We start from the raw sequence: 24,313 nt of genomic DNA on the forward strand, positions 1-24,313 counted from the left end.
GACTGTCCATTGAGAAGACTGTGTGTGCCCCCTGCGGGGCGAAAGGAGGCCAAAATGAGCCTTGCAACAACGATTTTCCTGTTGATCTGCGGTTGGCTGGCGGTAGCCGGCGCCATGTTGTGGGGGGTGTTGCGCATTACTCGCCGGCACCATCACCCCCACGTCAAACCTGAGGCACCCGCCAAGCCCCATAGAGCGGCGGTGCACCACGCCTAGCCAGGCATGCAATTGAAATCCTGAGTCGCCGCGACTTCCTTACCGTGCCCGTCCATCAGGGATGCGCGCACGGTGGTGCCCAGGCTCGACTCCACCAGGGTGTAATGCTCACCCGCCTTGAAATCCTTGTACTCGACCCGACCCTCGCAGTCCTGCTGGTTGTCGTCGCCGGCTTCTTCCTCGAACAACGTCACGTCCAGGCGATGATCCCCGGGGGGCACTTCGAAAAAGCGCCCGTCGTCGACACGCTTGCCGTCCACACGTTCAGCCATCAGATCGTTCGGCGCGTCTTCTTTCAAGCCGATCCAGGCTTCGCTGGGGTCCGCCTTGGGAATCGGGCCGGCACAGGCCGACAACAACAAAACAGCCCCCAGGGCGGGGATCAACAATAAAGGTTTGAGTGACATGGCAGGGCTCCAAAGAACATCAGTAAAAAGACAAGTCGTCCGATGGGATGCAAGCTTGGGCAGCCACGCCCTGTAGAACAAATGAATCCATATGAAACGATCTTCAGCCCTTACCTAAATGTTCCTTCACCTGGCTGAAAGGCGCGTGTTAGGTGGGTCGGGCAAGACTGCCGGGGTTTGCAATCCTGCTCCCTCGGAGGTTCACGCATGCTCGGGCTGGTAAAGACCGCACTGCAAAAGCCGTACACGTTTATCGTGTTGGCCATATTCATCTGCATCATCGGGCCGATGGCGGCCCTGCGAACCCCCACCGACGTGTTTCCCGATATCGGTATCCCTGTGGTCGCCGTGGTCTGGCAGTACAACGGCCTGTCGCCGGACGCCATGGCCGGCCGGGTGATCTACACCTACGAACGCTCCCTGAGTACCACCGTCAACGACATCGAACATATCGAATCGCAATCCCTGCCCGGCATGGGCATCGTGAAGATTTTCTTCCAGCCCGGCGTCGACATCCGCACCGCCAACGCCCAAGTGACCGCCGTGTCACAAACCGTGCTCAAGCAGATGCCACCGGGCATCACGCCACCGCTGATCCTCAACTACAGCGCCTCCACGGTGCCGATCCTGCAAATGGCGTTCTCCAGCCCGACGCTGTCGGAAGCCAAAATTCGCGACCTGGTGCAGAACAATATCCGTCTACCCCTCAGCGCCCTGCCCGGCCTGGCCATGCCCACGCCGATGGGTGGCAAGCAGCGGCAGATCACCCTCGACCTCGACCCTCAGGCGCTGGCGGCCAAAGGCTTGTCGGCCCAGGATGTGGGCAATGCCCTGGCACTGCAGAACCAGATCATCCCGGTGGGCACCGCCAAACTCGGCCCCAATGAATACACGATCCTGCTCAACAACAGCCCCAAGGCCATCGATGAGCTCAACGACCTGCCGATCAAGACCGTCGACGGCGCGCTGATCACCATCGGCCAGGTTGCCCACGTGCGCGACGGTTCGCCGCCGCAGACCAACATCGTGCGCGTCGACGGCCATCGCGCGGTGCTGATGCCGGCGTTGAAAAACGGCAGTATTTCCACCCTGTCGATCATCGACGGTATCCGCCAGATGCTGCCGCGCATCAACGAAACCCTGCCGCCGTCACTGAAGACCTCGTTGCTGGGCGACGCCTCGGTATTCGTCAAGCAATCGGTGGGCAGCGTGGCCCAGGAAGGCATCATCGCCGCGCTGCTGACCAGTGCGATGATCCTGCTGTTCCTCGGCAGCTGGCGCTCCACGATCATTATCGCGGCGTCAATTCCCCTGGCGGTACTGTCGGCCATTGCGCTGCTGGCGGTCAGCGGGCAAACCCTCAACGTCATGACCCTCGGCGGGCTGGCGTTGGCCGTAGGGATTCTGGTGGACGACGCCACGGTGACCATCGAAAACATCAACTGGCACCTGGAGCAAGGCAAGGCGGTGAAGACCGCGATCCTCGACGGCGCCGCGCAAATTGTCGGCCCGGCGCTCGTCTCGCTGCTGTGCATCTGCATCGTGTTCGTGCCGATGTTCCTGCTGCAAGGCATCGCCGGTTATCTGTTCCGGCCGATGGCGCTGGCGGTGATCTTCGCCATGGCCAGCTCATTCATTCTTTCGCGCACCCTGGTGCCGACGCTGGCGATGTTCCTGCTCAAGCCGCACACGCCGGAGCCAGGCGTGGGGCACCATCCCGAAGATGCATTCATCAACCACCATGAGGGCGAGCAGCACCCGAAACCGCGCAATGCCGCACTGCAAGCGGTGCTGAATTTCCAGCAGGGTTTCGAGCGTCACTTCTCGAATATCCGCGACACCTACCACGGCCTGCTGACCTTGGCCCTGGGCAATCGCAAGGGTTTTATCGTCAGTTTCCTGGCCTGCGTGCTCGCCTCATTCCTGCTGTTGCCAAGCCTGGGCCAGGACTTTTTCCCGGCGACGGATGCCGGTGCGCTGGCCCTGCATGTGCGCCTGCCGCTGGGCACGCGCATCGAAGAAAGCGCCGCCGCCTTCGACCGCATCGAAGCGCGGATCCGTGAAGTGATCCCCGCCGAAGAACTGGACACCATCGTCGATAACATCGGCATTCCGCTCAGCGGCATCGACATGGCCTACAGCAGCAGCGGCACCATCGGCCCGCAGGATGGCGACATCCAGGTCAGCCTGAAAAAGGGCCATGCGCCCACCGCCGACTACGTGAAGAAACTGCGTGAAGCGCTGCCGCAAAGTTTCCCCGGCAGCCACTTTGCGTTCCTGCCGGCGGACATCAGCAGCCAGATCCTCAACTTCGGCGCGCCGGCGCCGCTGGACGTGAAAATCTCCGGGCGCAGCGATGCAGAAAACCGCGCCTATGCCGTCGAGTTGGAACGTCGCCTGCAACATGTGCCCGGCATCGCCGACCTGCGCATCCAGCAGTCCACCGGCTACCCGTCGCTGCAGGTGAATGTCGACCGCATGCGCGCCAACGGCCTGGGCATCACCGAGCGGGACGTGACCAACAGCATGGTGGCGTCGCTGGCCGGCAGTTCGCAGACCGCGCCGACCTTCTGGCTCAACCCGGCCAACGGCGTGTCCTATTCCATTGTCGCCGCCACCCCGCAATACCGACTCGACAGCCTGCCGTCGCTGGAAGCGCTGCCGGTCACCGGCGCCGATGGGCAGTCGCAGATCCTCGGCGGCGTAGCAACTATCTCCCGCGTGCAAAGCCCGGCGGTGGTGACCCACTACAACATCGAACCGACCCTGGACCTGTACGCCAACGTGCAGGGCCGCGACCTCGGCGGCGTAGCCCGCGACGTGCAAAAGGTGCTGGATGACACCGCGCATCTGCGCCCCAAAGGCGCGACGATCAGCCTGCACGGGCAGATCGATGCGCTGCATGAAGCCTTCAGCGGCCTGAGCTTTGGCCTGCTGGGTGCGGTGGTGCTGATCTACCTGCTGATCGTGGTCAACTTCCAGTCGTGGGCCGACCCGTTTGTGATCATTACGGCCTTGCCTGCGGCACTCGCGGGGATCGTGTGGATGCTGTTCCTCAGCGGCACCTCCTTGTCGGTGCCGGCACTCACCGGCGCCATCCTGTGCATGGGCGTGGCCACGGCCAACTCGATCCTGGTGGTGAGCTTCTGCCGTGAGCGCCTGGCCGAACATGGTGATGCGTTGAAAGCCGCCATGGAGGCCGGTTACACGCGCTTCCGCCCGGTGTGCATGACCGCCCTGGCGATGATCATCGGCATGTTGCCCCTGGCAATTTCCGAGGAGCAGAACGCCCCGCTCGGGCGCGCCGTCATCGGCGGTTTGATCTTCGCGACCCTCGCCACATTGTTGTTTGTTCCCGTGGTCTTCAGCCTGGTCCACGGTCGTCACCCTACTCGCGCAGTTGCAGGAGAAACCCCACATGTCGTCTGATCACAAACCCTCGCGCAAGCGTCTGATGCTCATGGGTGTCGGCGGCCTGACCCTGGCCGCGCTGTTGGTCGCCAACGGCCTGCATGCCCGTACGCTGTACGAACAATCGGTCACGGCCTGGACCGAGACCGCCGCCATCCCGCACGTGATGGTGTTCCAGCCCCGGCAGAATGTGGCCGGCGATACCTTGCGCCTGCCGGCGCACCTGGAAGCCTGGAGCAAGGCGCCGATCCACGCCCGGGTCAGCGGTTACCTGAAGGATTGGAAAGTCGATATCGGCATCCGGGTCAAGGCCGGGCAAGTCCTCGCGGAAATCGACAGCCCCGACCTGGATCAACAGCTGGCGCAGACCCATGCACGCCTGGTGCAGGAACAGGCCAACGCACGCCTGGCCGAAACCACCGCCACGCGCTGGCAAAACCTGCTGGCCAGCCATTCGGTATCGCGCCAGGAGGCCGATGAAAAAACCTCCAATGCCGCTGCCGCCAAGGCCAACGCCGAGGCCGCCGCTGCCGACTACGCCCGGCTGTCGGCGCTGGAAAACTACAAGACCCTTCGCGCCCCGTTCGCCGGCACCATCACCGCGCGCAACACCGATATCGGCCAGCTAATCAAGGCCGACACCGACAGCGATCCGGAACTGTTCAACATTGCCGACACCCATCAATTGCGCCTCTACGTACCGGTGCCGCAGAACTACGCAGCGGTCATCCATCCGGGCCTTGAAGCCGAGCTGACCGTGCCCGAGCACCCCGGCAAGCATTTCAAGGCGCGCCTGATCGGCGATTCGACCGCCATCGACCGCCGTTCCGGCACCCTGCTCGCCCAGTTCGTCGCCGACAACCCCGACGGCGAACTGCTGCCCGGTGATTATGCCGAGGCCACCCTGCCGATTCCGGCCGATACCCATGGCGTGAGCATCCCGGCCAGCGCCCTGATCTTCCGCGCCCAGGGCACCCAGGTGGCGGTGTTGGACGGGCAGAACCATGTGCACCTGCAGCCCATCCATATCGGCCTCGACCTGGGCGAACGCCTGGTGATCGACCAGGGCTTGAAACCCGCCGACCGCATCGTCGACAACCCGCCCGATGCCCTGCGCGAAGGTGATCCCGTGCAACTCGCCGATGCCTCCGGAGGTGCGCATGCGCATAAGGCTTAAACCGCTCGCCGCATTGACGCTGCTGGTCTTGCAGGGTTGCTCGATGGCGCCGACCTACAAGGTGCCAGCGATCGACCTGCCGGCCCACTACCGCGAACAGACCAGCGATGGACCCTGGCACAGCGCGCAGCCGTCCGACCAACTCGCGCCCGAATGGTGGAAGCTCTACAACGATTCGCGCCTGAATGACCTGCAACAGCAGCTGCTCAAGGCCAACCCGGACCTGGCGGCGGCGCTGGCGCACTTCGATGCTTCCCAGGCGTATGCCAGCCAACTGCACGCAGGCCTGTTCCCGCAGATCAGCGCCAGCGCGCAACCGCTGCGCCAGCGGCAATCGGATTCGCGACCGTTGCGGGGGGATACGCAACCGTCGGTGTACAACAGCAACATCGCGGGGTTTTCCTTGAGCTATGACCTGGACCTGTGGGGCAAAATCCGCAACCAGGTCGCGGCCGGCGATGCCCAGGCGCAAGCGTCCGGGGATGACCTGGCGGTGGCGCGCCTGAGTTTGCAGCGTCAGTTGGCGACCTTGTACGTGCAGCTCAATGGGCTGGATGCACAGAGCCGGATTCTCACTCGCTCGCTGGATGATTTCAGCCAGGCATTGCAATTGACCCGCAGCCGCTACGAGGGCCAGATAGCCTCGGAGCTGGACCTGACCCGTGCGCAAAATCAACTGGCGCAGGCCAGGGCGCAATTGGATGAAGTGCGGGGGCAACGCAACCTCACCGAGCACGCCATCGGCGAGTTGGTGGGTGTGGCAGCCAGCGACTTTACCTTGCCGCCCGGCCAGCAACTGATCGCCCTGCCGGAGGTTCCGTCGCAGTTGCCAAGCCACCTGTTGCAACGTCGCCCGGATATTGCAGCGGCAGAGCGACGGGTGTTTGCGGCCAACGCAAATATCGGCGTGGCCAAGGCGGCGTGGTACCCGGACTTCAGCTTGACCGGGTTGATTGGCGGGCAGACACAGGGCGTCGGCAATCTGCTGTCGGCGGGCAATCGGTATTGGGCACTGGGCCCGTTGGTGAACCTGCCGATCTTCGACGGTGGCCGCTTGAGCGCCAATGAACGCCAGGCCAAGGCCGAGTTTGAAGAGGCGTCGGCGCAGTACCGCAGCCAAGTGCTGAAGGCCGTGCGCGAGGTGGAAGATAACCTGGCGCAACTACGGGATTTGCAGCAGGAGGCGCAGGATGAACAGGCGGCAGCGGATGCGGCGCAGCATACGCAATCATTGGCGATGAACAGCTATCAGGCGGGGGCGGTCAGTTACCTGGATGTGGTGACCGCGCAGACAGCGGCGTTGCAGGCGCAGCGGACATTGCAGGCGGTGCAGACGCGGCAGTTGCAGGCCAGTGTAGGACTCGTGACCGCACTCGGCGGCGGCTGGCAACCTGGCGCCTGACATCACCCCAGGCACAGTGATAGCGGTGGAACAGCCAGTTTATCCGTAGCTGAGCCACCGCAATCGGGGGCAAGCCCCCTCCCACACTGATCCTGCGTCAGACACATAATGTATAAGCGCCGCTGAGCCAATGTGGGAGGGGGCTTGCCCCCGATGGCGGCCGTCCAGACACATCCTGCCAAAAGCCTGCCCATCCACCTCCTGCTCGCCAATCTAGCCTCTCTAAGCACATCTAGAGAGGGCCAGGGAATGGCAGATTTACCCGCTTCACACCGCCTGCGCATCGGCCGCTTCAGCGAACCCGACCGCATCTACCTCGTCACCACCAACACCCACGAACGCATACCGATATTCAACAATTTCCATCTCGCTCGCCTGGTGGTCTGGCAATTTCGGTTAGCCCAGTACCAAGGGCTGGCCAATTCCCTGGCATGGGTCATCATGCCGGACCATTTCCATTGGTTGCTTGAACTGAAAAAAGGCTCGCTGGCGGACTTGATGTGCCAGGTGAAGTCAAAAAGCACCAGGACCGTCAATGGCGTGAGTGGTCGCAAGGGCCGACTCTGGCAAGAGAGCTTTCAAGACCGCGCACTGCGCAAGGAAGATGACTTGGTGAAAATGGCCCGGTATGTGGTGGCTAATCCATTGCGAGCGGGTCTGGTCGAGCGGATTGGCGACTACCCACTGTGGGATGCCATCTGGGTTTGACGTCATGCACAGTCCAAATGTGGGAGGGGGCTTGCTCCCGATTGCGGTAGGTCAGTCAGCTTATCTGTAACTGATGCACCGCAATCGGGAGCAAGCCCCCTCCTACATTTTTTCCGCATTTCAGGCGGCGAGTTTGCCGCTGGCGATGGCTACCGATGCAGCCACCATGGCCCGCAACAACACCGCACACCCCGCCGCCAGGTCATCCGGGGCGGCGTTCTCGATTTCGTTGTGGCTGATGCCCCCTTCACACGGCACAAAGATCATCCCCGCCGGCCCCAACTCGGCGACGAAAATCGCGTCGTGCCCTGCACCGCTGACGATGTCCATGTTCGACAAGCCCAGCCCATTGGCCGCATCGCGCACGGCGTCCACACAGCCTTTGTCGAAGTACAGCGGCGGGAAGTCAGCCGTGGGTTCCATTTCAAAACTCAGCCCATGCCTGGCACAAGTCTCGTCAATCACCTGGCGCACCTGGGCAATCATCGAGTCCAACCGTGCCGGTTCCAAGTGCCGGAAGTCCAGGGTCATGCGCACTTCGCCCGGAATCACGTTGCGTGAACCGGGATACGCCTGCAGGCAACCGACGGTCCCACACGCATGGGGCTGGTGCCCCAAGGCCGCCGCATTGACCGCCGCCACCACCGCCGCCGCGCCTACCAGGGCGTCCTTGCGCAGGTGCATCGGCGTCGGCCCCGCATGGGCCTCGACACCGCGCAGTTTCAGGTCGAACCACTTCTGCCCGAGGGCGCCGAGCACCACGCCAATGGTCTTTTTCTCATCCTCCAGAATCGGCCCTTGTTCGATATGCGCCTCGAAATACGCACCGACCTTGTGCCCACTCTCAGGACGGGTTCCCGCGTAGCCAATCGCATTCAGCGCATCACCCACGCTGACCCCGTCCGCATCGACCTTGGCCAGGGTATCCGCCAGGGTGAATTTCCTGGCAAACACACCCGAGCCCATCATGCACGGCGGGAAGCGCGAGCCTTCCTCGTTGGTCCACACCACCACTTCCAAGGGCGCTTCGGTTTCGATCTTGAGGTCATTGAGCGTACGCAGCACTTCCACTCCCGCCAGCACGCCAAAGCAGCCATCGAACTTGCCACCTGTGGGCTGGGTGTCGATATGGCTGCCGGTCATCACCGGCGGCAGGTCGGGATTACGCCCAGGGCGGCGCGCGAAGATATTGCCGATGCCGTCGACGGTCACGGTGCAACCGGCGTCTTCGCACCATTGCACAAACAGGTCGCGAGCCTTGCGGTCGAGGTCGGTGAGGGCCAGGCGGCACACGCCGCCCTTGGGGGTAGCGCCGAGTTTGGCCAGGTCCATCAGCGACTGCCACAAGCGGTCGCGGTTGATATGCTGGTGGGTCGATTGCAGAACGTCGAGGGCAGCGTTCATGGGGATCTCCTCAGGCTTGTATTTCTTATGAATTGACAACCACCGGGCTGGCTCCACGCCTGGCATTCAGGCCGTAATACAACAACCCGCCCAACGCCGAACCGGTAAACCAGCCGTAGCTGTAGAACCAGCTGAACGCATCACTGCCCAGGGACAGCAAGGTCAGCACCACCGGCACACCGAAGGCGATAAAACCGCTCCAGTTCCACGCCGGGTACACGTCGTCGCGGTAGAGGCCGGCCAGGTCCAGTTGTTGTTTGCGGGTGATGAAGTAGTCCACCACCATGATCCCGGCAATCGGCCCCAACAGGCTCGAATAGCCCAGCAGCCAGTTGGAATACACGGTTTCCAGGCTCACATCCGAGACGATCAGGCCGAGTTTTTTCAGCAGTTCGTGGCCCATCAACGCCAAGCCCACCAACCCGGTGAGGATCACCGCCGTGGTGCGGTTGATCAGCTTGGGCGCGATGTTCTGGAAGTCGTTGGTGGGCGAGACGATGTTTGCAGCGGTGTTGGTGGACAACGTGGCGACGATGATCAGCGCCATGGCCACGGCCACCCACACCGGGCTCTGGATATGGCCGATCAGGGTCACCGGGTCGGATACGCTGACGCCCACCAGTTTCACCGAGGCGGCGGTCATGATCACGCCGAGGGCGGCGAACAGGAACATGGTCAGCGGCAGGCCGAAAATCTGCCCGAGGATCTGGTCCTTCTGGCTTTTGGCATAACGGCTGAAATCGGGAATATTCAGCGACAAGGTGGCCCAGAAGCCCACCATCGCGGTAAGGCCGGCCATGAAGTAACCGGTCAGGCTCGCGCCTTCGGGACGCTTGGGCGGGATTGCCATCAACTCGCTGATCGACACGTTGGGCATCGCCCATACCAGCAGGCCGATGCCCACCGCCACCAGCAACGGCGCCGACAGGGTTTCCAGGCGCTTGATCGACTCGGCACCGCGCAGCACCACCCACAGATTCAGGCACCAGAAGATCATGAAGCCGATCACTTCGCCGGTGCCGCCGAGGGACTTCCATCCCTCTAAAATCGAGCCCAGGAACAGATGGATCGCCAGCCCGCCGAACATGGTCTGGATCCCGAACCAGCCGCAGGCCACCAATGCCCGAATCAAACACGGCACGTTGGAACCGAGGATGCCGAAGGACGAACGCAGCAACACCGGAAACGGAATGCCGTACTTGGTGCCGGGGAAGGCGTTGAGGGTCAGCGGGATCAGCACCACGATATTGGCCAGCAAGATCGCCATCAGTGCCTCACCCACCGACAACCCGAAATACGCGGTGAGCACACCGCCCAGGGTGTAGGTGGGCACGCAGATCGACATGCCGACCCACAGCGCGGTGATGTGCCACTTGTTCCAGGTGCGTTCGTGCACCTTGGTCGGTGCCATGTCGTGGTTGTAGCGAGGGCTGTCGAGGACGTCGGGGCCGGCGTCGAGTTCGTACAGGCCGTTGCGCTCAATGACTTGCGATCTGTTCTGTTGCATGGCCGCTCCACGGTTTTTTCGAATTATTGTTGCTCACCCCGCGCTGAACACAGGGTGGCCGGAGTACCTCGTAAACAACATGACATCACGGGCCCGGCCAGCCACCACTGCACTCAATAACCGTGCCGACAACTGCCCTTGAACCCGCACCGCTTATATAACTGGCTGATGTTAATCAGCTTTCCGATTGTGCCTACGGTACTTGCCGCGTGACTCAGGCTAACTAACGCGCAAGTTATCCGAACTGTCAGGACTCAATCTGGTGCACCACAATTATTTTTATTTACCGACCCCGTCAAGAGGCATCTCTCAAGCGTCTGATTTGCAATAAGAAATGTTGCTCATATTGTGAACCTGTCAAGTGCGTCAAAATGGTGAGAGGCCGCTGCATTTTGGTGATTTTTTATTTTTAACCTTATAAATCAATAACTTAAATTCAATATAAGCTTATAAAAAATCTTCTTGCCCAATCGAAAAACTCGGGCTAGTTTCTATTCCTGTCACCGATGACAGGAATTAACCGACCATCGGCGCGTAGCCATACAACACTTAGAACTGGCACAAGCCGGTCAAGCCTGTGAGGAACTCGACATGTCGCTGTTGATCCGTGGCGCTACCGTTATTACCCATGATGAAAGTTACCGCGCCGATGTTTTATGCGCAGGCGGTCTGATTCGCGCCATTGGCACGGACCTGGATATTCCCGCCGGCACTGAACAACTCGACGGCAGCGGCCAATATTTGATGCCCGGCGGCATCGACCCCCATACCCATATGCAACTGCCCTTCATGGGCACGGTGGCCAGTGAAGATTTCTTCAGCGGCACGGCGGCGGGTCTTGCCGGGGGCACTACGTCGATTATCGACTTCGTGATTCCCAACCCGCAGCAATCGCTGATGGAAGCGTTCCATCAGTGGCGGGGCTGGGCGGAAAAATCCGCGTCCGACTATGGCTTTCATGTAGCAATCACCTGGTGGAGCGAGCAGGTGCGCGAGGAAATGGCCGAGCTGGTCAGCCACCACGGCATCAACAGCTTCAAGCATTTCATGGCCTACAAGAACGCGATCATGGCGGCCGACGATACCCTGGTGGCCAGCTTCGAACGCTGTCTGGAACTCGGCGCCGTGCCCACCGTGCATGCGGAAAACGGCGAGCTGGTGTACCACCTGCAACGCAAGCTGATGGCCCAGGGCATCACCGGGCCGGAAGCGCACCCGCTGTCGCGCCCGTCCCAGGTGGAAGGCGAAGCGGCCAGCCGCGCGATCCGTATCGCCGAGACCATCGGCACGCCGCTGTACCTGGTGCACGTGTCCACCCGGGAAGCACTGGATGAAATCACCTACGCCCGGGGCAAGGGCCAGGCAGTCTACGGCGAAGTGCTCGCCGGCCACCTGCTGCTGGACGACAGCGTCTACCAGCACCCCGACTGGCAAACCGCCGCCGGCTATGTGATGAGCCCGCCGTTCCGCCCGCGCGGGCATCAGGAAGCACTGTGGCATGGCCTGCAATCCGGCAACCTGCACACCACCGCCACCGACCACTGCTGCTTCTGCGCCGAGCAAAAAGCCGCCGGGCGTGACGACTTCAGCAAGATCCCCAACGGCACCGCCGGTATAGAAGACCGCATGGCGCTGCTGTGGCACGAAGGGGTCAACACCGGGCGCCTGTCGATGCAGGAATTCGTCGCGCTGACCTCCACCAACACCGCGAAGATCTTCAACCTCTACCCGCGCAAAGGCGCGATCCGCGTGGGTGCGGATGCCGACCTGGTGCTGTGGGATCCCGAAGGCACGCGGACCATTTCCGCCAAGACTCACCATCAGAAGGTGGACTTCAACATCTTCGAAGGCAAGACCGTGCGCGGCGTGCCGAGCCACACCATCAGCCAGGGCAGGCTGGTCTGGGCCGATGGCGACCTGCGCGCCGAACGTGGCGCCGGGCGCTATGTGGAACGGCCGGCGTATCCGTCGGTGTTCGAGCAGTTGAGCAAACGGGCGGAGCATTCCAGGCCGGTTGCTGTGAAGCGCTGAGACCGCCATCGGGGGCAAGTCGAATCGTCGCACCGCCCCTCCCACATGTTGATGTGTGAATACATTCAAGTGTGGGAGGGGGCTTGCCCCCGATGAGGCCCGAACAAGCAACAAAAATGCCCACTTAGAGGCAATCCAAAAAAAACCGTGAGGCCCACACCGTGATCCAGACCCTGACCCACCTCCCCCATCCCCATGAAGACGGCGCCACCCTCGCCAGCCATTTCACCGACCTGGCGCCGCCCCTCAATGCGCGCCAGGCCCAACTGGAAGCCTCGCGCTGCCTGTACTGCTACGACGCCCCGTGCGTGAACGCATGCCCCAGCGAAATCGACATCCCGTCGTTCATCCGCAATATCCACACCGACAACGTCCAGGGCGCCGCGCAGAAAATCCTCTCGGCCAACATCCTCGGCGGCAGCTGCGCGCGGGTCTGCCCGACGGAGATCCTCTGCCAGCAAGCCTGCGTGCGTAACAACGCCGAAGAATGCGCGCCGGTGCTGATCGGTCTGTTGCAACGCTACGCCATCGATAACGCCCACTTCAGCGAACACCCGTTCCAGCGTGCCGCCCCCACCGGCAAACGCATCGCCGTGGTCGGCGCAGGTCCCGCAGGGCTGGCCTGCGCCCATCGCGCCGCTGTGCACGGGCACGACGTGGTGATCTTCGAAGCGCGGGAAAAGGCCGGTGGCCTGAATGAATACGGGATCGCCAAGTACAAGCTGGTCGACGACTTCGCCCAGAAGGAACTGGATTTTCTCCTGCAGATCGGCGGCATTGAAATCCGCCATGGCCAGCGCCTGGGCGACAACCTCACCCTGAGCGAACTGCACCAGCAATTCGATTCGGTGTTCCTCGGCCTGGGCCTGGCGGCCAGCAAGCAACTTGGCTTACCCCATGAGGACGCCCCCGGCCTGCTCGCCGCCACCGACTATATCCGCGAACTGCGCCAGGCCGATGACCTGACTCAACTGCCCCTGGCCGACCGCTGCATTGTGCTTGGCGCCGGCAATACCGCCATCGACATGGCCGTGCAAATGGCCCGGCTCGGTGCCCGTGATGTGAACCTCGTCTACCGCCGTGGCCTGGCCGATATGGGCGCCACCCACCATGAGCAGGACATCGCCAAGGCCAATCAGGTGCGCCTGCTGACCTGGGCCCAACCCGAAGCAGTCCTGCTCGACGACCAGGGCCACGTACGCGGCATGCGCTTCGCCCGCACCCGCCTGGAAAACGGCCGCCTGCAATCCACCGGAGAAACCTTCGAACTGGCCGCCGATGCCATCTTCAAGGCCATCGGCCAGGGCTTCGACAACGACGCCTTGCACGATCCCCTGGCGCAACAACTGCATCGCGTCGGCGAGCGTATCTTCGTCGACGAACAGCTGCGCACCAGCATCCCCGGGGTCTATGCCGGCGGCGACTGCGTCAGCCTCGGCCAGGACCTCACCGTGCAGGCGGTGCAACACGGCAAGCTGGCCGCCGAAGCCATGCACGCCCAACTCATGCTGAATGTGGAGGCTGCGTAATGGCCGATCTCTCGATTGTGTTCGCCGGTATCAAGGCCCCCAACCCATTCTGGCTGGCCTCCGCGCCGCCCACCGACAAGGCCTACAACGTGGTCCGCGCATTTGAAGCGGGCTGGGGCGGCGTGGTGTGGAAGACCCTGGGTGAAGACCCGGCAGCGGTAAATGTGTCATCGCGCTACTCGGCGCACTACGGCGCCAACCGTGAAGTGCTGGGCATCAACAATATCGAACTGATCACCGACCGTTCCCTGGAGATCAACCTGCGGGAAATCACCCAGGTGAAAAAGGATTGGCCCGACCGCGCGCTGATCGTGTCGCTGATGGTGCCCTGCGTGGAGGAGTCCTGGAAAAACATCCTGCCCCTGGTGGAAGCCACCGGCTGCGACGGTATCGAGCTGAACTTCGGCTGCCCCCACGGCATGCCCGAACGCGGCATGGGCGCGGCGGTGGGCCAGGTGCCGGAGTACGTGGAACAGGTGACGCGCTGGTGCAAGACCTATTGCTCGCTGCCGGTGATCGTCAAGCTCACGCCGAATATCACCGACATCCGCGTAGCCGCGCGGGCGGCGTATCGCGGCGGTGCGGACGCGGTGTCGCTGATCAACACCATCAACTCCATCACCAGCGTGGACCTGGAACGCATGGTCGCCCTGCCGATGGTTGGCACCCAGAGCACCCACGGCGGTTACTGCGGTTCGGCGGTCAAGCCGATTGCCCTGAACATGGTTGCCGAAATCGCCCGTGACCCGCAGACCCAGGGCCTGCCGATCTGCGGGATCGGCGGCATCGGCAACTGGCGCGACGCCGCGGAATTCGTCGCCCTCGGTTGCGGCGCGGTGCAGGTGTGCACGGCGGCGATGCTGCATGGTTTTCGCATCGTGGAAGAGATGAAGGATGGGCTGTCGCGGTGGATGGACAGCCAGGGCTACACCAGCCTGCAAGAATTTTCCGGGCGCGCGGTGGGCAACACCACGGACTGGAAGTACCTGGACATCAATTACCAGGTGATCGCCAGGATCGACCAGGCGGCGTGCATTGGCTGTGGGCGTTGCCACATTGCCTGTGAGGATACCTCGCACCAGGCCATCGCCAGTCTGAAACAGGCGGACGGCACGCATAAATACGAAGTGATCGATGATGAATGCGTGGGCTGCAACCTGTGCCAGATCACCTGCCCGGTGGCGGATTGCATCGAGATGGTGCCGATCGACACGGGCAAGCCGTTTTTGAATTGGACGCAGGATCCAAGGAATCCGTACCGGGAGGCGGTGTAGGCCTGCAGGCCGCTATCGGGGGCCCCCTCCCACACCACACATCAAATGTGGGAGGGGGCTTGCCCCCGATGAGGCCCTAAGCCACACCACAGTACTCAAGGCTCCAACCCAATCCCGCGCAAAATCACACTGGTCACCGTCTGGATCGCCTTCTCGAACTGCATATCCGACAACGGCTGGTGATCATTCAGAATCTTCACCTGGTGATCAAAATCGGCGTAGTGCTGGGTCGACGCCCAGATCATGTACAGCAGGCTCGACGGCTCCACCGGCAGGATGCGTTTGTCTTCCACCCACTGGCGAATTTTCGCTTCCTTCATCTTGGCCCAGTCGTACAGGCTTTCATCCAACGCCTCACCGAGTGTCGGCGCGCCGTGGATGATCTCGTTGGCCCAGACCTTTGAACCATAGGGCCGCGTGCGCGAGCGCTGCATCTTGGCGCGGATATAGCTGCTGAGCACCACCCGGGGGTCATCGAAGGTTTCGAAGCTGAGGGCGTCCTGCTTCCACACTTCCAGCAGGTCGAACAGCACCGCGCTGTACAGCTCGCTCTTGGTGGTGAAGTAGTAATGCAGGTTGGAGCGCGGCAGTCGCACTTCTTCGGCGATATCGGCCATGGCGGTGCTGCCGTAGCCCTTTTCGGCGAAGATTTTCTCCGCCGCCAGCAGGATTTTCTCGACGTTGACCCGACGAATTCCGCTCTTGTGATTGCCCATAAGGGCTCCCTGACAAAGACATGCCCCAAAGACTACCACCGCTCTAGATCGGGGCGACAGGCGCAGTCGAAACTTCGTACACTGCCCGCTCCTTACCATTGATGGGTATTGCACCATGTCGATCAAGAAAACCCTGACCACTGTCGCCCTGCTCGCCTCCCTGCTGGGTGCCTCCGCAGCATTTGCCCATGCTCATCTCAAAAGCTCCACGCCTGCGGCGGACAGCAGCGTCACCGCGCCCAAAGACCTGCGCCTGACCTTCAGCGAAGGCGTCGAAGCCACCTTCACCAAGGTGTCCCTGAGCAAGGACGGCACCGAAATCGCCATCAAAGGCCTGGAAACCCCGGACGCCGACAAGAAAACCCTGGTGGTGACACCGGCCGCCCCACTTGCGGCGGGCACCTACAAGGTGGTGTGGAATGCGGTGTCGGTCGACACCCACAAAAGCAACGGTGAATACAGCTTCAAGGTCGGCCAATAACCCATGGCAACGCTGCTGGTGCTGTGCCGGTTCGTGCATTTCATCGTCGTGCTGTTGATGTTCGGGGCCTGTGTATTCAGGCCCTGGCTCCTCGGCGCCGCAGCGCAGCCCATGCTCGACCGGCAATTGCTGCGCATCACCCGTGGGCTGGCATGGACGGCCCTCGCGTCGGGGCTGATCTGGCTGGGGTTGATTACCGCCAGCATGGCCGGTTCATGGCCAGCGGCATTGGAACTGTCGACCGTGCAGTTGGTGCTGGGCAAGACCTTTTTTGGCCAGGTGTGGACCTGGCACCTGATCGTCAATGGCTTGCTGGTCATCGCCCTGATGACCCCGTGGAAAGCCCCGCGCCTGCCATTGCTCACACTGTTGCTGATGACTCTCGCCCCGGTCGGCCATGGCGCCATGCTCGACGGGCTGAGCGGGCAGTTGTTGATCCTCAACCAAGTGGTGCACCTGGTATGCGTCGGCGCATGGCTGGGTGGGTTACTGCTGCTGGTATTGATCTTCAGGCAGTCACACCGTGTTGAACTGGCGCCTGTCCTGCGTCGTTTCAGCGGCGTGGGTTATGGCCTGGTCAGCGGCTTGCTGGTAACCGGCCTGATCAATGTGCGCGTACTTACCGGGCAGCTGTGGCCCACGCCGTTGTTCAGTGGTTTTGCCCTGATTCTGTTGATCAAGGTAATGCTGGTGCTGGGCATGCTGGCGCTGGCATTGTTGAACCGGTTGCGCCTGGATAGCGGCGAACAGCGGTTGGGCAGCTTGAAGGCCAGCGTGATGCTGGAATGGCTGCTCGGTGTTTGTGCAGTCGCGGCCGTTTCACTCCTTGGCACTTTGCCGCCGATGGTCCTGGCGGGCTGAATGTGGAAGGGGCAAGTCGAATCGTCGCACCGCCCCTCCCACATTGACCCTGTGCGCTCTGGATCAACCCCCACCTAGTCATCGTATAACTTCTGCTTGACACCCCACGAAAACCCCGCAAATATCCGCTCCAATGTTGTACGACGACGTATAACAAATAATAAAAACAACAAATGAAAGGGAGCGTCACTGTGAGTCCATTCGCCCGCAATTCGTCCGCGCGTCTCAGTGTTATCGGCCTGTTTACCCTGCCCCTCCTCGCCCACGCCGACGGTTTCGTCGACGACGCCAAGGCCACGCTCAACCTGCGCAACGCCTACTTCAACCGCAACTTCACCAACCCGAGCAATCCCCAGGGCAAGGCTGAAGAGTGGACGCAGAGTTTTATTCTCGACGCCAAGTCCGGCTTCACCCAGGGCACCGTGGGGTTCGGCATTGATGTGCTGGGGCTGTATTCCCAGAAGCTCGATGGCGGCAAGGGCACCGGCGGTACCCAACTGTTGCCGATCCACGATGACGGACGCCCCGCCGACAACTTCGGGCGCCTGGGCGTGGCGCTGAAAACCAGGCTGTCGAAGACCGAATTGAAGGTCGGCGAATGGATGCCGGTGCTGCCGATCCTGCGCTCCGACGATGGCCGCTCGCTGCCCCAGACCTTTCGCGGCGGCCAGGTGACGTCCAGCGAAATCGCCGGCCTGACCCTCTACGGCGGCCAGTTTCGCGGCAACAGCCCGCGCAACGACGCGAGCATGGAAGACATGTTCATGAACGGCAAAGCCGCGTTCACCTCCGATCGTTTCAACTTCGGCGGCGGCGAATACACCTTCAACGACAAGCGTACCCAGGTCGGCGTGTGGTACGCCGAGCTGGCCGATATCTACCAGCAGCAGTACTTCAACCTGACCCACAGCCAGCCCGTGGGCGACTGGACCCTGGGGGCAAACCTCGGTTTCTTCAACGGCAAGGAAGACGGCAGCGCCCTGGCCGGCGACCTCGACAACAAGACCGTGTTCGCCCTGCTCTCGGCCAAGTACAACGGCAACACCTTCTACGTGGGCCTGCAAAAACTCACCGGCGACAGCGTGTGGATGCGCGTCAACGGCACCAGTGGCGGCACCCTGGCCAACGACAGCTACAACGCCAGCTACGACAACGCCAAGGAAAAATCCTGGCAGGTGCGGCATGACTTCAACTTCGTGGTACTCGGCGTGCCGGGGCTGACCCTGATGAACCGCTATATCAGCGGCAGCAACGTGCACACCGGGGCGATCACCGATGGCAAGGAATGGGGGCGCGAATCGGAACTGGCCTACACCGTGCAGAGCGGTGCGTTGAAGAACCTCAACGTTAAGTGGCGGAATTCCACCATGCGTCGGGATTTCAGCAACAACGAGTTCGACGAAAACCGGATCTTTATCAGCTATCCACTCTCCCTGCTGTAGAACCTAGTCTCCCAGCCCCAGAAAATCCCCTGTGGGAGGGGGCTTACTCCCGATGGCGGTGGGTCAGTAACAGATGCATTCACTGGCATGCCCTCATCGAGGGCAAGCCCTCTCCCACATTTTGCTCCGCACTCTGTCCGCAAGAACGTTGACAACCTGGGGGATCCCTAACAATACTTCGGCATAGTCATACGACAACCTACAACAAAAATTTGGAACCCCCATGACCACGACCACCCCCACTCCCTTCAACCGCCTGCTGCTCACCGGTGCCGCCGGCGGCCTCGGCAAAGTCCTGCGCGAACGCCTGCGTCCCTACACCCAGGTGCTGCGCCTATCGGACATCGCCAGCATGGCCCCGCCGGTGGATGCCTCGGAAGAAGTCCAAGCCTGCGACCTCGCCGACAAACAAGCCGTGCACCACCTGGTGGAAGGCGTCGACGCCATCCTGCACTTCGGCGGTGTATCGGTGGAGCGTCCGTTTGAAGAAATCCTCGGCGCCAATATCAGCGGTACCTTCCATATCTACGAAGCCGCGCGCCGCCATGGGGTCAAGCGCGTGGTCTTCGCCAGCTCCAACCATGTGATCGGCTTCCACAAGCAGGGCGAACAACTCGACGCCCGCTCCCCACGCCGTCCCGACAGCTACTACGGCCTGTCCAAGTCCTACGGTGAAGACATGGCGAGTTTCTACTTCGACCGCTACGGCATCGAGACCGTGAGCATCCGTATCGGCTCCTCGTTCCCCGAGCCGCAGAACCGCCGGATGATGCACACCTGGCTGAGCTTCGACGACCTGACCCAACTGCTCGAACGCGCGCTGTATACGCCGAACGTCGGCCACACGGTGGTCTACGGCATGTCGGATAACCTCGACACCTGGTGGGACAACCGCTACGCCGCGCACCTGGGCTACGCCCCGAAAGACAGCTCCGAAGTCTTCCGTGCCCAGGTCGAAGCCCAGCCACCGGTGGCCGCCGATGACCCGGCCAAGGTCTATCAGGGTGGGGCGTTCTGCGCCGCCGGGCCGTTCGGTGACTGAGTTCACACCAACCCAAGGGAATGAGTGGCCATGACTGCTGAATTGATTGTCGACGCCCGCAATGCCGTGGGCGAATGCCCGGTGTGGGTGCCCGAGGAAAACGCCCTGTACTGGGTGGATATCCCCAACGGCGGCCTGCAAAAATGGAGCGCCGCCAGCGGCCACGTTGCCGCCTGGAAAGCCCCGCAGATGCTCGCCTGCATTGCCCGCACCACGGCGGGCAACTGGGTCGCCGGGATGGAAACCGGCTTCTTCCAACTCACGCCGCACAACGACGGCAGCCTCGATACCGCGCCGTTGGCCGGCGTCGAGCACCCACGTCCGGACATGCGCCTGAACGACGGCCGTTGCGATCGCCAGGGGCGTTTCTGGGCCGGCAGCATGGTGCTGAACATGGGCGCGAATGCGGCCGAAGGCATCCTCTATCGCTATGCATCGGGTTCGGCCCCCCACGCCCAGCTGGACGGTTTTATCACCCTCAACGGCCTGGCCTTCAGCCCCGATGGTCGCACGATGTATGCCTCGGATTCGCACCCGCTGGTCCAGCAGATCTGGGCCTTCGACTACGACATCGACACCGGCACGCCGTCCAACCGTCGCGTGTTCGTCGACATGCACAACTTCCTCGGCCGCCCCGACGGCGCCGCCGTGGACGCCGATGGCTGCTACTGGATCTGCGCCAACGACGCCGGCCTGATCCACCGCTTCACCCCCGACGGACGCCTGGACCGCTCCCTGAGCGTGCCGGTGAAAAAACCCACTATGTGCGCCTTCGGCGGCAGCCGCCTGGACACCCTGTTCGTCACCTCGATCCGTGACGACCAGAGTGCCCAGTCAGTGTCCGGTGGCGTGTTCGCCCTCAACCCCGGCGTCACCGGATTGCCGGAGCCCCGTTTCATCCTCTAGCTGCATCGCTGTGCCTTGAATACAACAATAACAACACAGGAGTGACCTCCCATGGACTTCAAACGCACCTTGCTCGCCGCCGCAGTCTTTACCCTCAGCAGCGCCGCCCATGCGCTGGAAATCAAATTCGCCGACATCCACCCCGCCGGCTACCCTACCGTCGTCGCCGAAGAAAACATGGGCAAGGCCCTGACCAAGGAAAGCAACGGCGAACTGACCTTCAAGTATTTCCCCGGCGGCGTGCTGGGCTCCGAGAAGGAAGTGGTCGAACAGGCCCAGGTCGGCGCCGTGCAAATGACCCGCGTCAGCCTCGGCATCGTCGGGCCGGTGGTGCCGGACGTGAACGTGTTCAACCTGCCGTTCGTGTTCCGCGACCAGGCACACATGCGCAAGGTCATCGATGGCGAGATCGGCGATGAAATCCTCGCCAAGATCACCGACTCCGAGTTCGGCCTGGTGGCCCTGGCCTGGATGGACGGCGGCACACGCAACCTCTACACCAAGAAGCCGGTGCGCAAGATCGAAGACCTCAAGGGCATGAAGATCCGCGTGCAAGGCAACCCGCTGTTCATCGATGCATTCAACGCGATGGGCGCCAACGGCATTGCCATGGACACCGGCGAGATCTTCAGCGCCTTGCAGACGGGGGTGATCGACGGCGCGGAGAACAACCCGCCGACCCTGCTGGAACACAATCATTTCCAGAACGCCAAGTACTACACCCTCACCGAGCACCTGATCCTGCCCGAGCCCATCGTGATGTCGAAAATCACCTGGAACAAGCTCACCCCAGCGCAACAGGTCATGGTCAAAAACGCCGCCAAGGCCGCCCAGGCTGATGAGCGCGCGCTGTGGGATGCCAAGTCCGCCAGCAGTGAGGAAAAACTCAAAAAGGCCGGCGTCGAGTTCATCACCGTCGACAAAAAGCCCTTCTATGACGCCACCGCAGCGGTTCGCGCCAAGTACGGCGCGCCTTACGCCGACATCATCGCGCGCATCGACGCCGTTCAATAACCTCCCCTGCCTCTCGCAAAAGGCCCGGCGCGGTCTGCACCGACGCGCCCGGTTACGGTGAACGCCATGAAGAATCTACTGCTGCGCATCAACGACCGCATCTACATGACCTGCATCTGGGTCGCCGGCCTTTCGGTTCTCGGCGTCGCGCTGATCATTCCCTGGGGCATCTTCGCCCGCTACGTCCTCGGCACCGGCTCCAGCTGGCCGGAGCCCACCGCCATCCTGCTGATGCTGGTGTTTACCTTTATCGGTGCCGCCGCCAGCTACCGCGCCGGTGCGCATATGTCGGTGGCCATGGTCACGGACCGCCTGCCGCCCGCCCAGCGCCGCCTCGTCGGCATCCTTTCGCAACTGTTGATGGGCACCATCTGCCTGTTCATGGCGATCTGGGGCACCAAGCTGTGCCTGTCCACCTGGAACCAGTTCATGAGCGCCATCCCGACCCTGCGCGTGGGCATCACCTATATGCCGATCCCGATTGGCGGGCTGCTGACCCTGATCTTCGTGGTGGAAAAACTCCTGCTCGGAGACCAGAGCAACCGACGCGTGGTGCGCTTCGACCTGGTGGAAGAAAGCGAAGGGGCTGCCTGATATGGACGCATTGATTCTGCTGGGCAGCTTTATCGCCTTGATCCTGATCGGCATGCCGGTGGCCTACGCCCTGGGGCTGTCGGCGCTGATTGGCGCATGGTGGATCGACATCCCGTTCCAGGCCCTGATGATTCAGGTCGCAGGCGGGGTGAACAAATTCTCGCTGATGGCGATTCCGTTCTTCGTGCTGGCGGGGGCGATCATGGCCGAGGGCGGCATGTCGCGCCGGCTGGTGGCGTTTGCCGGGGTGCTGGTGGGGTTTGTGCGCGGAGGCCTGTCGCTGGTGAACATCATGGCCTCGACGTTCTTTGGCGCCATCTCCGGCTCGTCGGTGGCCGACACCGCCTCGGTGGGCTCGGTGCTGATCCCGGAAATGGAGCGCCGTGGCTACCCACGGGAATTTGCCACCGCCGTCACCGTCAGCGGTTCGGTGCAGGCGCTGCTGACCCCGCCCAGCCATAACTCGGTGCTCTACTCCCTGGCGGCGGGCGGCACGGTGTCCATCGCCTCGCTGTTCATGGCCGGCGTGGTGCCCGGCTTGCTGATGAGCGCGTGCCTGATGGTGCTGTGCCTGATCTTCGCGAAAAAACGCAACTACCCCAAGGGCGAAGTGATCCCGCTCAAGCAGGCGCTGAAAATTTGCGCCGACGCGCTCTGGGGCCTGATGGCCATGGTGATCATCCTCGGCGGCATCCTCTCGGGCATCTTCACCGCCACCGAGTCCGCCGCGATTGCCGTGCTGTGGGCGTTCTTCGTGACCATGTTCATCTACCGCGACTACAAATGGAGCGAGCTGCCCAAGCTGATGCACCGCACGGTGCGCACCATTTCCATCGTGATGATCCTGATCGCCTTCGCGGCCAGCTTCGGCTACATCATGACCCTGATGCAGATCCCGGCGAAGATCACCACGCTGTTCCTGACCCTGTCGGACAACCGCTACGTGATCCTGATGTGCATCAACGCCATGCTGCTGTTGCTCGGCACGGTGATGGACATGGCGCCGCTGATCCTGATCCTCACGCCCATCCTGCTGCCGGTGGTGCTCGGTATCGGCGTCGACCCGGTGCACTTCGGCATGATCATGCTGGTCAACCTCGGCATCGGCCTGATCACCCCGCCGGTGGGTGCGGTGCTGTTCGTGGGGGCGGCGGTGGGCAAGGTCAGTATCGAGAAGACCGTGAAGGCGCTGCTGCCGTTTTATGCCGTGCTGTTCCTGGTGCTGATGGCGGTGACGTACATTCCGGCGCTGTCGTTGTGGCTGCCGAGCGTGGTGCTGTGATGATTGAACTCGAAGATAACCTGACCCACCTCACCCTGAACCCGGCCGTGGGCGGCAGCCTCGTCAACTGGACAGTGCGCGCCACCGGCCAGCCGTTGTTGCGCCATAACGACCAGCAGGCGATCCATACCGGTTTGCCGGGCAAGCTGGGGTGCTATCCATTGGTGCCCTGGTCCAACCGCATTGCCCACGGCGGTTTCGACAACCCCGACGGCTGGCTCCCGCTCACGCCCAACAGCCTCACCGATCCGCTGCCGATCCATGGCTCGGCCTGGCAACAGGCGTGGCAGGTGGTCAGCCACACGGCGGATGAAGTGGTGCTGGAGGTGCTGTGCGAGACGCCGTTTGCCTATCGCGCCGAGCAGCGGATTCGCTTGAGCGAAGGAGCGTTGAGTATTGAACTGCGGGTGACCCATCTGGCCGAAACAGCCGCATGGCATGGCCTGGGCTTGCATCCGTACTTTCCGCGCCGGCCGGGTACCCGGTTGCAGGCCAGGGCCGCACAGGTGTGGATGAGTGACGCGTCCAAGCTGCCGACCGGGTTGGCGCCGGTGCCGGGCGAGTGGGACTTCCAGGCATTGAAGCCCCTGCCCGAAGGCTTGGTGGACAACGGTTTTTGCCAGTGGGATGGCTATTGCCGGATCGAACAGCCGGACCTGGGCTATGCGCTGGAATGCCAGGCCAGCGGGGCCGATTACTTCCTGCTGTACTGCCCGCCGGGGCTGGGGTTCTTTTGCATCGAGCCGGTGAGCCATCCGGTGAATGCTCATCACCTGGCGGGACGGCCGGGCCTGAAACTGCTGGAACACAATCAGTCGGTCCAACTCAATTTCAACCTGAAATACACCCCCCTGTAGGAGCGAGCTTGCTCGCGAAGAACCTCAGGACAACGCGGGGCATCAGGCGCCC

At 62.3% G+C, this 24,313-nt stretch carries 21 protein-coding genes; 17 read left to right on the forward strand and 4 right to left on the reverse strand.

Features of this window, described 5'->3' with window-relative positions; all coding sequences use genetic code 11:
* Positions 1-54: 54 nt before the first annotated feature.
* Positions 55-216, forward strand: a complete 162-nt coding sequence (locus NIBR502773_RS30610; RefSeq protein ID WP_166655314.1) for a hypothetical protein — start codon at positions 55-57, stop codon at positions 214-216.
* Here the strand turns inward: NIBR502773_RS30610 and NIBR502773_RS04095 are convergent.
* On the reverse strand, positions 213-623 hold the full coding sequence (locus NIBR502773_RS04095) for a hypothetical protein (RefSeq protein ID WP_141155428.1): 411 nt from the start codon (positions 621-623) through the stop codon (positions 213-215). The two genes, NIBR502773_RS30610 and NIBR502773_RS04095, sit on opposite strands and share 4 nt — an antisense overlap.
* 207 nt (positions 624-830) lie before the next feature.
* Here NIBR502773_RS04095 and NIBR502773_RS04100 point away from each other — a divergent pair, with 207 nt between their 5' ends.
* The 4 genes from NIBR502773_RS04100 (at position 831) to NIBR502773_RS04115 (ending at position 7,321) form a co-directional block, all read left to right on the forward strand.
* Positions 831-4,052 carry an efflux RND transporter permease subunit gene (locus tag NIBR502773_RS04100; RefSeq protein WP_141155429.1) on the forward strand — a complete coding sequence of 1,074 codons (3,222 nt, stop codon included), beginning with the start codon at positions 831-833 and terminating at the stop codon, positions 4,050-4,052.
* Positions 4,042-5,211 (forward strand): efflux RND transporter periplasmic adaptor subunit, encoded by a 1,170-nt coding sequence (locus tag NIBR502773_RS04105; protein WP_141155430.1) that lies wholly within the window; start codon positions 4,042-4,044, stop codon positions 5,209-5,211. Before NIBR502773_RS04100 ends, NIBR502773_RS04105 begins: the two co-directional genes overlap by 11 nt.
* Positions 5,195-6,613 (forward strand): efflux transporter outer membrane subunit, encoded by a 1,419-nt coding sequence (locus NIBR502773_RS04110; protein WP_141155431.1) that lies wholly within the window; start codon positions 5,195-5,197, stop codon positions 6,611-6,613. Before NIBR502773_RS04105 ends, NIBR502773_RS04110 begins: the two co-directional genes overlap by 17 nt.
* A gap of 249 nt (positions 6,614-6,862) precedes the next feature.
* On the forward strand, positions 6,863-7,321 hold the full coding sequence (locus tag NIBR502773_RS04115; protein ID WP_141155432.1) for a transposase: 459 nt from the start codon (positions 6,863-6,865) through the stop codon (positions 7,319-7,321).
* A 120-nt stretch (positions 7,322-7,441) separates the two neighbouring features.
* Here the strand turns inward: NIBR502773_RS04115 and NIBR502773_RS04120 are convergent, their stop codons facing one another.
* Positions 7,442-8,725, reverse strand: coding sequence for a Zn-dependent hydrolase (locus NIBR502773_RS04120; protein ID WP_141155433.1), 1,284 nt, complete (start codon positions 8,723-8,725; stop codon positions 7,442-7,444).
* Positions 8,726-8,750: 25 nt separating this feature from the next.
* Positions 8,751-10,232: an NCS1 family nucleobase:cation symporter-1 gene (locus tag NIBR502773_RS04125; RefSeq protein WP_141155434.1), complete on the reverse strand. Its 1,482-nt coding sequence runs from the start codon at positions 10,230-10,232 to the stop codon at positions 8,751-8,753.
* A gap of 591 nt (positions 10,233-10,823) precedes the next feature.
* Between NIBR502773_RS04125 and hydA the strand changes: the two genes are divergently transcribed.
* The 3 genes from hydA (at position 10,824) to preA (ending at position 15,066) form a co-directional block, all read left to right on the forward strand.
* On the forward strand, positions 10,824-12,263 hold the full coding sequence (hydA, locus tag NIBR502773_RS04130) for a dihydropyrimidinase (RefSeq protein WP_141155435.1): 1,440 nt from the start codon (positions 10,824-10,826) through the stop codon (positions 12,261-12,263).
* A gap of 161 nt (positions 12,264-12,424) precedes the next feature.
* Positions 12,425-13,792 carry an NAD(P)-dependent oxidoreductase gene (locus NIBR502773_RS04135; protein ID WP_141155436.1) on the forward strand — a complete coding sequence of 456 codons (1,368 nt, stop codon included), beginning with the start codon at positions 12,425-12,427 and terminating at the stop codon, positions 13,790-13,792.
* Positions 13,792-15,066: an NAD-dependent dihydropyrimidine dehydrogenase subunit PreA gene (gene preA, locus NIBR502773_RS04140; RefSeq protein WP_065927011.1), complete on the forward strand. Its 1,275-nt coding sequence runs from the start codon at positions 13,792-13,794 to the stop codon at positions 15,064-15,066. Before NIBR502773_RS04135 ends, preA begins: the two co-directional genes overlap by 1 nt.
* Positions 15,067-15,161: 95 nt before the next feature.
* Here preA and NIBR502773_RS04145 read toward each other — a convergent pair whose 3' ends face one another.
* Positions 15,162-15,782, reverse strand: coding sequence for a TetR/AcrR family transcriptional regulator (locus NIBR502773_RS04145; RefSeq protein ID WP_141155437.1), 621 nt, complete (start codon positions 15,780-15,782; stop codon positions 15,162-15,164).
* 115 nt (positions 15,783-15,897) lie between these two features.
* Between NIBR502773_RS04145 and copC the strand changes: the two genes are divergently transcribed.
* The 9 genes from copC to NIBR502773_RS04190 all read left to right on the forward strand — a co-directional run bounded on the left by copC (position 15,898) and on the right by NIBR502773_RS04190 (position 24,261).
* Positions 15,898-16,263, forward strand: a complete 366-nt coding sequence (gene copC, locus NIBR502773_RS04150) for a copper homeostasis periplasmic binding protein CopC (RefSeq protein ID WP_141155438.1) — start codon at positions 15,898-15,900, stop codon at positions 16,261-16,263.
* A 3-nt stretch (positions 16,264-16,266) separates the two neighbouring features.
* Positions 16,267-17,124 carry a copper homeostasis membrane protein CopD gene (gene copD, locus NIBR502773_RS04155; protein WP_141155439.1) on the forward strand — a complete coding sequence of 286 codons (858 nt, stop codon included), beginning with the start codon at positions 16,267-16,269 and terminating at the stop codon, positions 17,122-17,124.
* Between the two features lie 191 nt (positions 17,125-17,315).
* On the forward strand, positions 17,316-18,566 hold the full coding sequence (locus NIBR502773_RS04160; protein ID WP_141155440.1) for an OprD family porin: 1,251 nt from the start codon (positions 17,316-17,318) through the stop codon (positions 18,564-18,566).
* A gap of 223 nt (positions 18,567-18,789) precedes the next feature.
* Entirely contained in the window at positions 18,790-19,608 is an 819-nt protein-coding gene (locus tag NIBR502773_RS04165) for an NAD(P)-dependent oxidoreductase (RefSeq protein WP_141155441.1), read from the forward strand.
* Positions 19,609-19,638: 30 nt separating this feature from the next.
* Entirely contained in the window at positions 19,639-20,514 is an 876-nt protein-coding gene (locus tag NIBR502773_RS04170; RefSeq protein WP_141155442.1) for an SMP-30/gluconolactonase/LRE family protein, read from the forward strand.
* Positions 20,515-20,565: 51 nt separating this feature from the next.
* Positions 20,566-21,528, forward strand: a complete 963-nt coding sequence (locus NIBR502773_RS04175; protein ID WP_053138521.1) for a TRAP transporter substrate-binding protein — start codon at positions 20,566-20,568, stop codon at positions 21,526-21,528.
* A 66-nt stretch (positions 21,529-21,594) separates the two neighbouring features.
* Positions 21,595-22,122, forward strand: coding sequence for a TRAP transporter small permease (locus NIBR502773_RS04180; protein WP_115487080.1), 528 nt, complete (start codon positions 21,595-21,597; stop codon positions 22,120-22,122).
* A gap of 1 nt (position 22,123) precedes the next feature.
* Entirely contained in the window at positions 22,124-23,404 is a 1,281-nt protein-coding gene (locus NIBR502773_RS04185; protein WP_027606219.1) for a TRAP transporter large permease, read from the forward strand.
* Positions 23,404-24,261: an aldose 1-epimerase gene (locus NIBR502773_RS04190; RefSeq protein WP_141155443.1), complete on the forward strand. Its 858-nt coding sequence runs from the start codon at positions 23,404-23,406 to the stop codon at positions 24,259-24,261. Before NIBR502773_RS04185 ends, NIBR502773_RS04190 begins: the two co-directional genes overlap by 1 nt.
* The last annotated feature ends 52 nt before the right edge of the window (positions 24,262-24,313 follow it).

Source organism: Pseudomonas sp. NIBRBAC000502773 (genome assembly GCF_006517195.1).
In the GTDB taxonomy this organism is placed as follows: Bacteria; Pseudomonadota; Gammaproteobacteria; order Pseudomonadales; family Pseudomonadaceae; genus Aquipseudomonas; species Aquipseudomonas marginalis.

Coding starts and splice junctions, on each gene's coding strand:
- NIBR502773_RS04185 (WP_027606219.1), top strand. CDS start 22,124: ATGGACGCATTGATTCTGCTGGGCAGCTTTATCGCCTTGATCCTGATC.
- copD (WP_141155439.1), top strand. CDS start 16,267: ATGGCAACGCTGCTGGTGCTGTGCCGGTTCGTGCATTTCATCGTCGTG.
- NIBR502773_RS04145 (WP_141155437.1), bottom strand. CDS start 15,782: ATGGGCAATCACAAGAGCGGAATTCGTCGGGTCAACGTCGAGAAAATC.
- NIBR502773_RS04105 (WP_141155430.1), top strand. CDS start 4,042: ATGTCGTCTGATCACAAACCCTCGCGCAAGCGTCTGATGCTCATGGGT.
- NIBR502773_RS04190 (WP_141155443.1), top strand. CDS start 23,404: ATGATTGAACTCGAAGATAACCTGACCCACCTCACCCTGAACCCGGCC.
- preA (WP_065927011.1), top strand. CDS start 13,792: ATGGCCGATCTCTCGATTGTGTTCGCCGGTATCAAGGCCCCCAACCCA.
- NIBR502773_RS04180 (WP_115487080.1), top strand. CDS start 21,595: ATGAAGAATCTACTGCTGCGCATCAACGACCGCATCTACATGACCTGC.
- NIBR502773_RS04095 (WP_141155428.1), bottom strand. CDS start 623: ATGTCACTCAAACCTTTATTGTTGATCCCCGCCCTGGGGGCTGTTTTG.
- NIBR502773_RS04115 (WP_141155432.1), top strand. CDS start 6,863: ATGGCAGATTTACCCGCTTCACACCGCCTGCGCATCGGCCGCTTCAGC.
- NIBR502773_RS04125 (WP_141155434.1), bottom strand. CDS start 10,232: ATGCAACAGAACAGATCGCAAGTCATTGAGCGCAACGGCCTGTACGAA.
- NIBR502773_RS04120 (WP_141155433.1), bottom strand. CDS start 8,725: ATGAACGCTGCCCTCGACGTTCTGCAATCGACCCACCAGCATATCAAC.
- NIBR502773_RS04175 (WP_053138521.1), top strand. CDS start 20,566: ATGGACTTCAAACGCACCTTGCTCGCCGCCGCAGTCTTTACCCTCAGC.
- NIBR502773_RS04170 (WP_141155442.1), top strand. CDS start 19,639: ATGACTGCTGAATTGATTGTCGACGCCCGCAATGCCGTGGGCGAATGC.
- NIBR502773_RS04110 (WP_141155431.1), top strand. CDS start 5,195: ATGCGCATAAGGCTTAAACCGCTCGCCGCATTGACGCTGCTGGTCTTG.
- NIBR502773_RS04165 (WP_141155441.1), top strand. CDS start 18,790: ATGACCACGACCACCCCCACTCCCTTCAACCGCCTGCTGCTCACCGGT.
- NIBR502773_RS30610 (WP_166655314.1), top strand. CDS start 55: ATGAGCCTTGCAACAACGATTTTCCTGTTGATCTGCGGTTGGCTGGCG.
- copC (WP_141155438.1), top strand. CDS start 15,898: ATGTCGATCAAGAAAACCCTGACCACTGTCGCCCTGCTCGCCTCCCTG.
- hydA (WP_141155435.1), top strand. CDS start 10,824: ATGTCGCTGTTGATCCGTGGCGCTACCGTTATTACCCATGATGAAAGT.
- NIBR502773_RS04100 (WP_141155429.1), top strand. CDS start 831: ATGCTCGGGCTGGTAAAGACCGCACTGCAAAAGCCGTACACGTTTATC.